We start from the raw sequence: 14844 nt of genomic DNA on the forward strand, positions 1-14844 counted from the left end.
TTTCAGGAAGCGGTCATCTTCATTAAAATGACCGAGATAAAAAAATTGAGGTGCTCGTGATGAAACAAAGTATGACGTTTATTCCTACATTAAGAGAAGTACCAGCAGATGCAGAAGTAAAGAGTCACCAGTTAATGCTCCGTGCTGGCTTCGTACGCCAAAGCGCTAGTGGTGTTTACAGTTATTTACCTCTAGCACAAAAAGTGCTAAAGAAAATAGAACAAATTGTTAGAGAAGAAATGAACAGTGCAGGTGCAGTGGAATTATTAATGCCAGCACTTCAACAAGCAGAGCTATGGCAGGAATCTGGTCGTTGGTATTCGTATGGATCTGAGTTAATGCGATTGAAAGATCGTCACGGACGTGAATTTGCATTAGGAGCAACTCACGAAGAGATGATTACTAGTATCGTTCGGGATGAAATAAAGTCGTACAAGCGGTTACCATTGACGTTATACCAAATTCAATCAAAGTTTCGAGATGAAAAACGCCCACGATTCGGTGTGTTACGGGGCCGTGAGTTTATTATGAAGGATGCTTATTCCTTTCATGCCTCACATGCAAGCTTAGACGAAGTATACGAAAAAATGTTTCAGGCATACCATAATACATTTACTCGATGTGGACTTGATTTTCGTGCAGTTATTGCTGACTCAGGTGCAATGGGTGGGAAAGATACACATGAATTTATGGTCTTATCTGACGTCGGTGAAGATACAATAGCTTACTCTGATACATCTCAATATGCTGCAAACATTGAAATGGCACCAGTATTATCGAAGTATGAAAGAAGTACAGAGAGCTTAAATGAATTAGAAAAAATTGAAACGCCTCAGCAAAAAACAATTGAAGAAATCTCTGCTTTCTTACAAGTCTCGAAAGAAAAATGCATTAAATCCTTACTATTTAAAGTAGATGATCGATTTGTGTTAGTTCTCGTTCGCGGTGATCATGAAGTAAATGATATTAAAGTAAAAAATCTATTAAATGTAACGGTTGTTGAACTAGCTTCAGCAGAAGAAACAAAAAATACAGTTGGATGTCTTCCTGGATTCATAGGCCCATTAAACGTTGCAGAAGATGTAGAGATCATTGCCGATTACGCAACTTCAGCAGTTGTAAACGGTGTATGTGGGGCTAATCAAGAAGACTATCACTATAAAGGTGTTACGCTTGAGCGTGATGGACGGATTTCGCAGTTTGCTGATCTTCGCTTTATACAAGAAGGAGATCCTTCTCCAGACGGTGAAGGCGTAATCACTTTTGCACGGGGAATTGAAGTAGGACATGTGTTTAAATTAGGAACGAGATATTCAGATGCGATGAACGCAACCTTCTTAGATGAAAATGGCCGGTCACAATCAATGATTATGGGTTGCTATGGGATAGGGGTTTCTAGAACTCTCGCAGCTATAATTGAACAACATCATGATGAAAATGGCATCGTATGGCCTAAATCTGTTGCCCCATTTGATATACATCTTGTACCAGTAAATATTAAAAATGATGCACAAAAAGACCTTGCAGAAAACCTGTATCAGCAACTTATGGAAAAAGGGTATGACGTGTTATTAGATGATCGTCAAGAGCGTGTTGGAGTCAAGTTTGCAGATTCTGATTTAATCGGTCTACCGATCCGAATTACAATCGGTAAACGAGCGGACGAAGGAATTGTTGAACTAAAGGTTAGAAAAACAGGTGAAAGCATGGAAATTTCACTGAATGAGTTAGAAAGTCAACTAGAGCTAATACTTGGTAACTAAAAAGAATATATAGAAGTCTAAAAACGTGTTATCATAGAATCAATAGACAAACATAAGGTACCTCAGTCCTCTGAGGTACCTTATGTTATGACCTGACCTTGCGGAGAGGGGCACGATGATATGGAAATAGTAAATAGTCAATTAGAGAGATTTCAACTCTTGCTCCAGCAGATAAAGTTAACAGAAGATGAGGTTGTCGGTTACTTTCGTAATGCAACCATTTCAAAATTAATTGTCTCAAAACAATCAAAAAATTGGGATTTTAAGTTTAAATTTGAGAAAATTCTTCCTTTCGAGGTATATCAATTATTTCAAAGTAAATTAGTGAGTCAATTTTCTCATATAGCAAATGTATCTTTTTCAATAGAAGTTTCAGATCAATCCTTCGACGAAAAACTAATATGTGATTACTGGTCTCTTTGCATCGAAGAGATCGATGGAGTATCACCACCTATTTTAGCACTGCTAAATGAACAGCGTCCTACTTTAAAGGGTTTAAAAGTGATCGTTAAAACGAGAAATGACACTGAATCAATGACTATCAAGAAAAAATATACGGCTATGCTTCAAGGATCACTGCAAAAATTCGGTTTTCCAATCATACAGCTTGACACAATAGTGAATATATCGAATGAAGAAATTCAGAGATTTAATGAACAAAAACTTCAAGAAGATCAACAAAAAGCGTTGCTTGCCGTTACCGAAATGGAGAAAAAAGATAAAGAAGGTAGCGATAGCCGTGAATTTTCTGGACCAGTTACAATTGGCTATACGATCAAGAGTGACGAAGAAGTTCGTACACTGGTATCTATTGAAGATGAAGAACGAAAGACAACTATTCAAGGATATGTATTTGATGCTGAGACACGAGAACTTAGAAGTGGGAGAACACTTCTAACATTTAAAGTAACTGACTATACAAGTTCAATCATGGTGAAAATGTTTGCTCGAGATAAAGATGATGCAATCCTTTTACAAGCTGTAAAAAAAGGCATGTGGCTGAAGGTCAGAGGAAGCATTCAAAACGATACCTTTGTGCGAGATCTTGTGATGATTGCCAATGACATCAATGAAGTAAAAGTAAAGGAGCGTCTAGACACTGCTCCTATTGGGGAAAAACGTGTCGAACTACATTTGCACTCGCCAATGAGTCAAATGGACGCAGTTACTTCGGTAAGTCGATATATTGAACAAGCAGCAAAATGGGGACACCCTGCAATTGCTCTTACAGATCATGCTGGTGCACAATCATTTCCTGAAGCTTATTCTGCAGGAAAAAAACATGGTGTAAAAGTGTTGTTCGGGTTAGAGGCAAATTTAGTCGATGATGGTGTTCCAATTGCCTATAATGATGCACATAGATATTTACCGGAGGAAACTTATGTTGTTTTTGACGTTGAAACAACCGGTTTATCTGCGGTTTACGACTCAATTATTGAGCTAGCTGCTGTGAAAATTCGCGGGAATGAAATCATTGACCGCTTCGAGTCATTTGCAAATCCACATCATCCGCTTTCAGCAACAACGATTGACTTAACAGGAATTACAGATGATATGGTGAGGAATGCACCAAACATTGATGCTGTTCTTCTTGACTTCCGTGAGTGGATAGCAAATGATATTTTAGTCTCTCACAACGCTAGCTTTGATATGGGCTTTTTAAATGTAGGCTATAAAAAACAACTAAGTGCCCCAAAAGCAGCCAACCCTGTTATTGATACACTTGAATTAGGTCGCTTTTTATATCCAGACATGAAAAATCATCGTTTAAATACACTTTGTAAAAAGTTTGATATTGAATTAACACAGCATCACCGTGCAATTTACGATGCTGAAGCAACAGGGTATTTGCTCATTAAAATGTTAAAGGAATCAAGCGAAAAAGAAATTGAGTACCATGATCAACTGAATGACAACATGGGAAAAGGAAATGCGTACCAACGTTCACGTCCTTATCACGTGACATTGCTTGCACAAAATGAAATTGGGTTAAAAAACATCTTTAAAATTGTATCAATCTCACATATGAATTATTTTTATCGAGTACCGCGAATTCCACGCTCACAGCTAAAAAAATACCGAGAAGGAATTATTGTCGGCTCTGCTTGTGACAAAGGTGAGGTTTTTCAAGGAATGATGCAAAAATCTCCTGAGGAAGTTGAAGAGATTGCTGCATTCTATGATTACTTAGAGGTTCATCCACCAGAAGTCTACAAGCACCTTATAGACTTGGATTATATTAAAGATAATAACGCGTTAGAGGAAATTGTAAGTAACATTGCGAAACTAGGGGAAAAGCTTGAGAAACCAGTCGTAGCTACTGGGAATGTCCATTACTTTAATCCTCAAGATAAAATTTACCGGAAGATTCTAGTTAGATCCCAAGGTGGAGCTAATCCGTTAAATCGTCATGAGCTTCCAGATGTTCATTTTAGAACTACTGATGAGATGCTTAAATGTTTCTCGTTTTTAGGTCCAGAAAAAGCAAAAGAGCTTGTTATAACGAATACAAATAAAATTGCTGAAATGGTTGACGATGTAAAGCCGATCAAAGACGACCTTTATACTCCGAAAATTGAAGGAGCAGATGAAGAGGTTCGTGAGATGAGCTATGCCCGGGTAAGAAGTATTTATGGCGAGCAGATACCAGAATTAGTTGAAGCAAGATTAGAGAAAGAGTTAAAAAGTATTATAGGTCACGGATTTGCTGTTATCTATCTTATCTCTCATAAGCTAGTTAAAAAATCACTAGATGATGGGTACCTCGTAGGGTCACGTGGTTCTGTAGGATCTTCCTTGGTTGCGACAATGACTGAAATTACAGAGGTAAATCCACTGCCTCCACACTATGTTTGTCCGGAATGTAAACACTCAGAATTCTTTGATGATGGATCGGTAGGGTCTGGATTTGATTTACCGAATAAAACCTGTCCGAATTGTGGAGCCAAATATGTAAAAGATGGACATGATATTCCATTTGAAACGTTTCTTGGGTTTAAAGGGGATAAAGTACCAGATATCGATTTGAACTTTTCAGGTGAATATCAACCAAAAGCCCATAATTACACAAAAGTATTATTTGGAGAAGATAATGTTTTTCGAGCAGGAACAATCGGAACTGTTGCTGAGAAAACGGCTTACGGATATGTGAAAGGCTATGCAAACGACAACAACATAGTGATGCGAAATGCTGAAGTTGACCGACTAGTGCAAGGCTGTACAGGTGTTAAACGTACAACCGGCCAACATCCAGGTGGAATTATCGTTGTACCTGATTACATGGATATTTATGATTTTACACCGATTCAATTTCCGGCGGATGACAAAACATCAGAGTGGAAAACAACTCACTTTGACTTCCACTCAATCCATGATAACTTGCTTAAATTAGATATACTAGGACACGATGATCCAACAGTCATCAGAATGCTTCAAGATTTAAGTGGAATTGACCCGAAGACGATTCCAACTGATGATCCAGAAGTGATGAAAATCTTTAGTGGTCCAGAATCATTAGGTGTAACAGAAGAACAAATCATGTGTAAAACTGGAACTCTTGGTATCCCTGAATTTGGTACTCGCTTTGTACGACAAATGCTAGAGGATACGAAACCAACTTCATTTTCAGAGCTTGTTCAAATATCTGGTCTATCACATGGTACCGATGTATGGCTCGGAAATGCTCAACAACTCATCCACAATAGTACGTGCACTCTGAGCGAAGTAATTGGTTGTCGTGATGATATTATGGTCTATTTAATCTATCAAGGGTTAGAACCATCCTTTGCATTTAAAATCATGGAATCTGTTCGTAAAGGTAAAGGATTAACAGACGAAATGGAAGAGGAAATGAAGAAACAAGGAGTTCCGAATTGGTACATCGATTCTTGTCTGAAAATAAAGTACATGTTTCCAAAAGCACATGCTGCTGCATATGTGTTAATGGCAGTAAGAATCGCTTACTTCAAAGTTCATCACGCCCTTTTATACTATGCGGCATATTTCACGGTAAGAGCAGATGATTTTGATATTGACTCAATGGTAAAGGGTTCAACTGCAATCAAAGCAAAAATCGATGAAATCAATTTAAAAGGGTTAGAAGCATCAACGAAAGAAAAGAACTTGTTAACTGTGTTAGAATTAGCGCTTGAAATGTGTGAACGTGGCTACTCATTTGGTAAGGTAGATCTTTATCGTTCGAGTGCTAGCGAATTTATTATCGATGGAAAGTCGCTTATTCCACCATTCAATTCCATTCCTGGACTTGGTACAAACGCAGCAATAAACATTTTAAAAGCAAGAGAAAATGGTGAGTTTTTATCAAAAGAAGACCTTCAACAACGAGGAAAAGTTTCAAAAACGATAATTGAGTATCTAGATAATCATGGATGCTTAGAATCTTTACCAGATCAAAATCAGCTTTCTTTATTTTAAAATAAAGGGTCTAATTCCTTAAGTGTAATCAATTCATTAAAGTGATCAAGGAGTGACTGATCCATTAGCCGCTCAAATGCTGAGGTTGTTGCAATAAAAAACGGGTTATGTTATGCTCATATTGGAAATGCTAACGATAGCAGAGGAAGAGAGTGGGGAAACCCACTCTTTCGTATTGTATTGGGTCCTCTAAGAAGAGTTCGGATAGTGTTGTTTTACATACAAAAATCCCTGCTCACAAGGCAGGGTTTTTCAGCAGTAAGTGAATTTTCCTTTCAAGAGAAAAAATGACCAATCCTATAGGTAGGTTTTTTGTAACTAGTAACTAGTTTTCTTAGTAAGGGTGTCGACTTGGCTCTGTTCACAAGGAGGAAGAGAATGAGCAAAAAAGTGACGGAAATCGTAGAACAATTATTGATGCCAATTGTAAATGAGATGAATTTGGAATTAGTAGATATTGAATACGTTAAAGAAGGAAAGAACTGGTTTCTGCGCGTTTTCATAGATTCTTCGAATGGCGTTGATATTGAAGAGTGTGGAATTGTAAGTGAACGATTAAGTGAAAAGCTAGATGAGTTAGATCCGATTACTCATAACTACTTCTTAGAGGTTTCATCTCCAGGTGCAGAAAGACCACTAAAGAAAGAAACGGACTTTACAAAGGCTATTGGAAAACATGTAAATATTAAAACATACGAACCAATAGGCGGAGAAAAAGTATTTGAAGGTTTACTAACTGATTTTGATGGTCAAACCGTTACGGTCACTGTAACGATTAAGACGAGAAAAAAAGTAGTGGAAATACCTTATGAGAAAGTAGCAAATGCACGCTTAGCCGTTACTTTTTAATTGATTTACTTCGTTTTTTAGCTCTTTTCGTATGTTTTGACGAATCAATATGTCGCGAAAATAGCCTATTTATAAGGGGGAAGCCGTTAAAATGAGTAGTGAACTTTTAGATGCCTTGTCAATTCTTGAAAAAGAGAAAGGCATTAGTAAAGATATTATTATTGAAGCTATTGAGGCTGCATTAATATCTGCGTATAAACGCAATTTTAATCAAGCTCAAAATGTTCGAGTCGATTTAAATCGTGATACTGGAACAATGCGTGTTTACGCAAGAAAAGATGTAGTCGATGATGTCTATGACCCAAGGTTGGAACTTTCAATTGAAGAAGCTCATAGAATTAACCCGAACTATTCTGTAAACGATGTGGTAGAAATTGAAGTAACACCCAAAGACTTCGGTCGTATTGCTGCACAAACTGCAAAACAAGTTGTCACTCAACGAGTTCGTGAAGCTGAGCGCGGTGTTATTTACAGTGAATTCATCGATCGTGAAGAAGATATAATGACCGGAATTGTTCAGCGTATTGATTCTAAATTTATATACGTAAGCTTAGGGAAAATTGAGGCTCTACTTCCAGTTAGTGAGCAAATGCCTAACGAGCAGTACAAACCTCATGATCGTATCAAAGTTTTCATTACAAAAGTAGAGAAAACAACAAAGGGTCCACAAATATTCGTTTCTAGAACACATCCAGGTCTTTTAAAACGATTATTCGAAATTGAAGTACCTGAAATTTACGATGGTACGGTAGAAATTAAATCTGTATCCCGAGAAGCAGGGGATCGTTCGAAAATCTCAGTTCATTCAGACAACACTGAAGTTGATCCGATAGGTTCATGTGTTGGTCCAAAAGGTCAACGTGTCCAAGCTATTGTCAATGAATTAAAAGGTGAAAAAATTGACATTGTTCGTTGGTCTCAGGATCCTGTTGAGTTTGTAGCAAATGCCCTTAGCCCTTCTAAAGTAGTCGATGTTTTAGTAAATGAAGCAGACAAGGCAACGACTGTTATTGTTCCAGACTATCAGCTTTCACTAGCGATTGGAAAAAGAGGTCAAAATGCTCGTCTCGCCGCAAAATTAACAGGTTGGAAAATAGATATTAAAAGTGAATCTGATGCTGAAAAGGCAGGGATTTATCCGCTTGCTGCATCAATAAGTGAAGATGATGAAGTAGATGAACCGCTTTTAAAAATTGATTCACATTTTAGTGAGTAAGAGGTGAATTCAATTGATTAATCGCAAAAAGATACCATTAAGAAAGTGCATTGCAACAGGTGAAATGAAGCCAAAAAAGGAACTTGTTCGAATTGTGCGTAGCAATGAAGGAGAAGTTTCAATTGATTTAACTGGCAAGCTAAATGGACGCGGTGCTTATATCACGTTAGAAAAAGAATGTATTCTACAAGCAAAAAAGAAAAACATTCTTGCCAATCACTTAAAAGTAAAAATTCAAGATCCAATTTATGAAGAATTGCTTTTATTGGCTGAGAAGGAGAAATAATAATACGTATGGATCAGCAAAAGCAATGGATGTCATTATTAGGCTTAGCAAATCGAGCACGAAAAATAGTTTCTGGTGAAGAACTCGTCATAAAGGAAGTACGACAGGTTCGCGCTAAACTCGTTCTTCTATCTCAAGATGCATCCGCAAATACAACTAAAAAGGTTCAAGATAAGTGCCGAACTTATAAAGTGCCAGTTGTAACTGTGCAAGACCGCTTCTTACTTGGTCATGCAATAGGGAAGGATGCAAGAGTGGTTGTAGCTATTACAGATTCAGGTTTTGCTGCAAAGCTAAAAACCATGCTCGATTAATTTTCTTGGGGGTGAATGCATGACAAAAATGAGAGTATATGAATACGCAAAACAATATAATGTATCAAGCAAAGCGGTAATAACTACTTTACAGGAAATGAATGTTGAAGTGAGTAATCACATGTCAACAATTGAAGATTCTGTAATCGTAAAATTAAACGGTAAATTTAAAACACAAAATAACCAAGAGAAAAAAGAGAATACTACAAAAGAGCAGCCAAGAACTGTTCAAAAGCAAACAAGTATTCAAAGTAAGCCCCAAACCGGAGAGAGAAAAGATGAGGTTACTGTGACTAAACAAACAACTAATCAAGCAACTAACCAAGCAACAACTACAACAAATAACTCGAATAAAAAACAATCTTCACCATCTCAACAAAAACCCTTTAACCAAAATAGGGGTAACAACAAAAATAATAACACTCAAAATAAAAAGAATAATAAAAGAAACAAAGGCGGGCAGCAAAATCAACAATTTACTCCACCACCGCAACCCAAAAAGGAACTTCCAAGCAAAATTACTTTCACAGATAGTCTGTCCGTTGGAGAACTAGCTGGCAAGCTTGGTAAAGAACCTTCTGAGATCATAAAAAAGCTTCTTTTATTAGGCGTCATGGCGACAATTAATCAAGATCTTGATAAAGATACAATTGAATTAATTGCTGGGGAATATGGCGTAGAAGTTGAAGAAGAAATTGTCTTTGAGGTAACTGAATTTGAAAAGTATGAAGAAGAAGTGAATGAGAGTGATTTAGAAATCCGTCCTGCTATAGTGACAATTATGGGTCACGTTGACCATGGTAAAACAACACTTCTTGATTCAATTCGTCATACGAAAGTAACTGCAGGAGAAGCTGGAGGCATTACACAGCATATTGGTGCATACCAAATTGTATCCAAAGACAAGAAAATAACATTCCTGGATACACCTGGACATGCTGCATTTACAACAATGCGTGCTCGTGGTGCACAAGTAACCGATATCACTATCTTAGTGGTTGCAGCAGATGACGGTGTTATGCCACAAACAGTTGAAGCGATTAACCACGCGAAAGCTGCTGAGGTTCCGATTATCGTTGCTGTGAATAAAATGGATAAGCCAAGTGCGAACCCTGATCGTGTGATGCAAGAGCTAACAGATCATGGACTTGTCTCTGAAGCATGGGGTGGAGATACAATTTTTGTCCCTGTGTCAGCACTAAAAGGAGAAGGCATTGATGAATTATTAGAAATGATTGTACTTGTCAGTGAAGTAGAAGAATGGAAGGCAAATCCAAAAAGTCGTGCAACTGGTACAGTGATTGAAGCACAGCTTGATAAAGGACGCGGATCTGTCGCTACACTTCTAGTTCAAAATGGAACATTACGCGTAGGCGATCCAATCGTTGTCGGAAACACATATGGCCGTGTCCGTGCAATGGTAAATGATTTAGGTCGACGTGTGAAAGAAGCTGGTCCATCCACACCTGTTGAAGTCACTGGATTAAGTGACGTACCTCAAGCTGGTGATCAGTTTATGGTATTTGAAGATGAGAAAAAAGCCCGTCAAGTTGGTGAAGCAAGAGCGAGCAAGCAAATTGATGCGCAAAGAAGTCAAGGATCAAAATTAAGCTTGGATGATTTGTTTGAGCAAATTAAACAAGGTGAAATTAAAGACATCAATATCATTGTAAAAGCTGATGTTCAAGGTTCAGCTGAAGCTCTTTCTTCCTCTCTTCAAAAGATTGAGGTCGAAGGTGTCCGCGTTAAAATTATTCATTCAGGAGTAGGCGCAATTACTGATTATGATATTATGTTAGCTGCGGCTTCGAATGCAATTGTAATTGGTTTTAACGTACGCCCAGATAACAATGCAAAGAGCACGGCAGATGCTGAAAAAGTAGATATTCGTTTACACCGCATCATCTACAAAGTGATTGAAGAAATAGAATCAGCGATGAAGGGTATGCTTGATCCTGAGTTTGAAGAAAAAGTTATTGGTCAAGCTGAAGTTCGTCAAACAATTAAAGTTTCAAAAGTCGGCACTATTGCTGGTAGCTATATAACAGAAGGTAAAATTACTCGCGATAGTGGCGTTCGTGTCATCCGTGATGGAATTGTTATTTTTGAAGGCGAAGTTGACGCACTTAGACGATTTAAAGATGATGTCAAGGAAGTTGCAAAAAACTACGAATGTGTTATCACGATCAAAAACTTCAATGATATTAAAGAAGGAGATATTATTGAAGCTTACGTAATGGTGGAAATTGAGCGAAAATGATTGGGCTTGTTGAATGCGAATGTATCATATATGATGCAGGGTCCTTGAAAGAAAAAAGAGCGGTTTTACAAAGAGTTTTAACACGCATCAAACAAAAGTTCAACGTATCTATTTCAGAAATCGATTATCATGATACATGGCAACATACGAAATTCGCTATTGTTGCAGTTACCTCTGCTAAGCTTTATACAGAAAGAGAACTACAAAATGTATTGAAATTTATTGATTCCTTTCCCGAAATAGAACGAACTGTAACTGAGTTTGAATGGTTTTAATAGTGAGGTGAGGACATGAGCTTAAGAGCTAACCGTGTCGGTGAACAAATGAAGAAAGAATTAAGCGAAATTATTGGTCGGAAAATTAAGGATCCTCGCATCGGCTTCGTAACAGTTACGGATGTAAGTGTATCTGGTGATTTGCAAATTGCAAAGGTATTTATTTCTGTTCTAGGAGATGACGAACAGAGAGAAAATACACTTAAAGGCTTGGCAAAAGCAAAAGGCTTTATTCGCTCAGAAATTGGTAGACGAATTCGCTTAAGAAAAACGCCTGAAATTCAATTCGAATTTGATGATTCCATTATTTATGGCAATCGAATTCAAACATTAATTCATGAGATCAATCAAGAAACGAAAAATGAAGAAGAGTAATATCATCTTAGTGAGGGGTAGACACCATGTCTATCCTTTTTTTATTTCCAAAAGTTTTAATGATAACTATGGACTTTTTAAAAAAATAGGAATATAATACAATTAACAATTAACATATTGTTAATTTATATGAACGCTCATTCTTTCCTAAAGGAGGAAAACCCAATGTCAAATAAAGAAGCATTAAAACAATACGATAGTAAAAAATTTCGTACACCTGATGGGTATACTGCTGACATTGCTGTTTTCACGATTGTATCTGAGCGAGTAGCTGAGTACAAACCACCAAAGATGAAACTGATGATTATGCTCATTAAACGCTCTGAGCTAAATGCTGAGAATCAACTTAATATAGAAGCCGGAAAATGGGCGCTACCTGGTGGTTTCGTACAAGAAGATGAAGCTGCTTTTGAAGCCGCTAAACGTGAACTTGAAGAAGAAACTGGAGTAAATGGCATTCATATTAAACAATTCGGGGTATATGACAAACCAGGTAGAGATCCACGAGGATGGATTATAACCAATGGACATTATGCAATTGTTCCTGAACACACATTAACGATGAGAAAAGCTAACGATGATGCCGCCGAAGTTAGACTATTTTCACTCAATGAAGCACTTCAACTAGACTTAGCCTTTGATCACTTCGAGATTATCACCGATGCAATTCATGTGATTACTAACGACTTATTACAAACAACTGTAGCAAAAAACTTCCTGCCAGAGCAATTTACGTATTCTGAGCTTCAAGCCGTATTGTTGACCATCACAGATAACCCATCCATTGCTAGCGACCAAGCATTTTCAAGAAAAATAAAGACACTTCCATTTATTAAAATGGTCGAAGGATCCAAAACACAAAGAACATCAAAGACTCCTACACAGCTCTATCAGTTCATTGATGTGAATGTTATTAAACCGATATATACCGGAAGCTATTAGCTTTTATCTGAAAAACTCACAAAATTAAGGAGGTAGGAAGATGAAAAAAGCTTTAATCAATATCGATTACACAAATGATTTTGTTGCTGAGAAAGGTGTTCTCACCTGTGGAAAGCCAGGTCAAGACATACAACCTGAAATTGTTTCACTTACAAAGGAATTTATCACAAACGGTGATTTTGTCGTATTTGCAATTGATTTTCATGAAACAGGAGATGACCGTCACCCCGAAACTACCCTATATCCCCCACATAATATTGAAGGCACGATTGGAAGAAAGCTTTATGGTGAATTAGATGATGTTTATGAGAATAACAAAGAATCGGATCATGTGTATTGGTTAGATAAAACAAGGTATTCTGCTTTCGCCGGCACGAATTTAGAGATAAAACTGAGGGAGCGAGAGATTACAGAGCTGCACATTGTCGGGGTTGCAACAGATATTTGCTGCCTTCATACTTGTGTTGATGCATATAATAAAGGCTTTAAAATTGTCGTACACAAAGCTGCGGTTGCAAGTTTTAATCAAGAAGGCCATCAATGGGCACTTAAGCATTTTAAAAACTCTCTTGGGGCAGATGTCGTTTAAATGAAGATCTAACAATAGTAAAAATAAATAATAAAAAGCACAAAAATAGTCTAGCTTCAAACACTGGAGGTAACAATCATGCAGCTAAAATATAATGATGACAGTTTAGTTCTTCATACAGATTTTTATCAACTAAATATGGCAGAAACGTACTGGGAAGATGGAATTCATAACAGAAAAGCTGTTTTTGAAGTTTTTTTTCGCAAACTCCCTTTTGGAAATGGCTATGGGGTATTTGCGGGTTTAGAAAAAGTGATAGAATATCTTCAAAACTATACGTTTACTGAAAGTGATATTGCCTATTTGCGTGATGAGCTTAAATTTAAAGAAGATTTTTTAGACTATCTTAAGGATGTTAAGTTCACTGGTACAGTTCGTTCGATGAAAGAAGGAGAATTAGTTTTTTCTAATGAGCCGATTCTACGAATTGAAGCACCTCTTTTAGAAGCTCAATTAATTGAAACAGCTATTTTGAACATTGTAAATTATCAAACTCTGATTGCAACTAAAGCTACTCGTATAAAACAAATAATCGGAGATCAAGTGGCGTTGGAGATGGGAACTCGTCGAGCTCAAGAAATGGACGCTGCAATTTGGGGAACGAGATCAGCTTATATTGGCGGTTTCGATGCCACTTCTAATGTCAGAGCAGGGAAGATGTTCGGTATCCCAGTTGCAGGCACACATGCCCATGCAATGATACAAGCATATCGTGACGAATATATTGCATTCCATAAATATGCCAAAAGACATAAAGACTGTGTATTCCTTGTTGATACTTACGATACACTAAAATCAGGAGTTCCCAACGCAATTAAAGTAGCAAAAGAACTAGGAGATAAAATTAATTTCAAAGGAATTCGTCTAGATAGTGGAGATCTAGCTTATTTGTCTAAAGAAGCTAGGAAATTGTTAGATCAAGCCGGTTTTAAAGATACAAAAATTATTGCGTCCAATGATTTGGATGAGGATACAATTATCAATTTAAAATCTCAAGGAGCAAAAATAGATACTTGGGGCATTGGGACTAAGCTCATTACAGCTTTTGATCAACCAGCATTAGGTGCTGTATATAAGCTGGTTTCTATAGAAGATGAAAAGGGTAATATGGTAGATACAATAAAAATCAGTGGTAATCCTGAAAAAGTATCGACTCCAGGACTAAAAAGAGTCTATCGAATTATTAACAAAATGAACAATAAATCAGAAGGCGATTATATTGCTCTTGATAATGAAAATCCACAAGCCGAAGAACGGTTAAAGATGTTCCATCCTGTTCATGTTTTTATAAGCAAATTTATAACAAACTTTGAAGCAAGAGAGCTTCATCATCCCATATTTGAAGATGGAGTCCTTGTTTATAAATCTCCATCTCTTCAAGAAATTCAAGGCTACGTAAAGGAGAATTTAGAATTGCTTTGGGAAGAATACAAACGCTCTTTGATGCCAGAAGAATACCCAGTAGACCTAAGCCAAGCTTGTTGGGACAACAAAATGAAAAATATTTCAGAAGTTCAAAAAAAGTTGTCAAAGTGAATAAC

The 14844-nt window shown here is 37.1% G+C and carries 12 protein-coding genes; all 12 read left to right on the forward strand.

The window, feature by feature from the left end:
- The first annotated feature begins 59 nt into the window (after positions 1–59).
- The gene (locus ACFFIX_RS07700; protein WP_378932216.1) at positions 60–1763 is read left to right on the forward strand and encodes a proline--tRNA ligase; all 1704 of its coding nucleotides are present in this window, start codon (positions 60–62) and stop codon (positions 1761–1763) included.
- 120 nt (positions 1764–1883) lie between these two features.
- Positions 1884–6197, forward strand: coding sequence for a PolC-type DNA polymerase III (locus ACFFIX_RS07705; protein ID WP_378932218.1), 4314 nt, complete (start codon positions 1884–1886; stop codon positions 6195–6197).
- A 378-nt stretch (positions 6198–6575) separates the two neighbouring features.
- Complete coding sequence (gene rimP, locus ACFFIX_RS07710; RefSeq protein WP_378932220.1) at positions 6576–7046, forward strand: ribosome maturation factor RimP; 471 nt, start codon at positions 6576–6578, stop codon at positions 7044–7046.
- 91 nt (positions 7047–7137) lie between these two features.
- Complete coding sequence (nusA, locus tag ACFFIX_RS07715) at positions 7138–8262, forward strand: transcription termination factor NusA (protein ID WP_378932221.1); 1125 nt, start codon at positions 7138–7140, stop codon at positions 8260–8262.
- Between the two features lie 13 nt (positions 8263–8275).
- Entirely contained in the window at positions 8276–8548 is a 273-nt protein-coding gene (gene rnpM, locus ACFFIX_RS07720; RefSeq protein ID WP_378932223.1) for an RNase P modulator RnpM, read from the forward strand.
- 8 nt (positions 8549–8556) lie between these two features.
- Positions 8557–8862 carry a YlxQ family RNA-binding protein gene (locus ACFFIX_RS07725; protein ID WP_378932225.1) on the forward strand — a complete coding sequence of 102 codons (306 nt, stop codon included), beginning with the start codon at positions 8557–8559 and terminating at the stop codon, positions 8860–8862.
- 19 nt (positions 8863–8881) lie between these two features.
- Positions 8882–11122, forward strand: a complete 2241-nt coding sequence (infB, locus tag ACFFIX_RS07730; RefSeq protein WP_378932227.1) for a translation initiation factor IF-2 — start codon at positions 8882–8884, stop codon at positions 11120–11122.
- Complete coding sequence (locus tag ACFFIX_RS07735) at positions 11119–11397, forward strand: DUF503 domain-containing protein (RefSeq protein ID WP_378932229.1); 279 nt, start codon at positions 11119–11121, stop codon at positions 11395–11397. The genes infB and ACFFIX_RS07735 overlap by 4 nt, the downstream gene beginning before the upstream one ends.
- A gap of 15 nt (positions 11398–11412) precedes the next feature.
- Positions 11413–11772 carry a 30S ribosome-binding factor RbfA gene (gene rbfA, locus ACFFIX_RS07740; RefSeq protein ID WP_378932230.1) on the forward strand — a complete coding sequence of 120 codons (360 nt, stop codon included), beginning with the start codon at positions 11413–11415 and terminating at the stop codon, positions 11770–11772.
- Between the two features lie 165 nt (positions 11773–11937).
- Positions 11938–12714 carry an NUDIX domain-containing protein gene (locus tag ACFFIX_RS07745; protein ID WP_378932232.1) on the forward strand — a complete coding sequence of 259 codons (777 nt, stop codon included), beginning with the start codon at positions 11938–11940 and terminating at the stop codon, positions 12712–12714.
- Between the two features lie 40 nt (positions 12715–12754).
- Positions 12755–13303: a cysteine hydrolase family protein gene (locus ACFFIX_RS07750; protein WP_378932233.1), complete on the forward strand. Its 549-nt coding sequence runs from the start codon at positions 12755–12757 to the stop codon at positions 13301–13303.
- Between the two features lie 78 nt (positions 13304–13381).
- The gene (locus tag ACFFIX_RS07755; RefSeq protein WP_378932234.1) at positions 13382–14839 is read left to right on the forward strand and encodes a nicotinate phosphoribosyltransferase; all 1458 of its coding nucleotides are present in this window, start codon (positions 13382–13384) and stop codon (positions 14837–14839) included.
- Positions 14840–14844 lie beyond the last annotated feature (5 nt).

The organism is Metabacillus herbersteinensis (genome assembly GCF_042433335.1).
GTDB classification, from domain to species: domain Bacteria; phylum Bacillota; class Bacilli; order Bacillales; family Bacillaceae; genus Metabacillus; species Metabacillus herbersteinensis.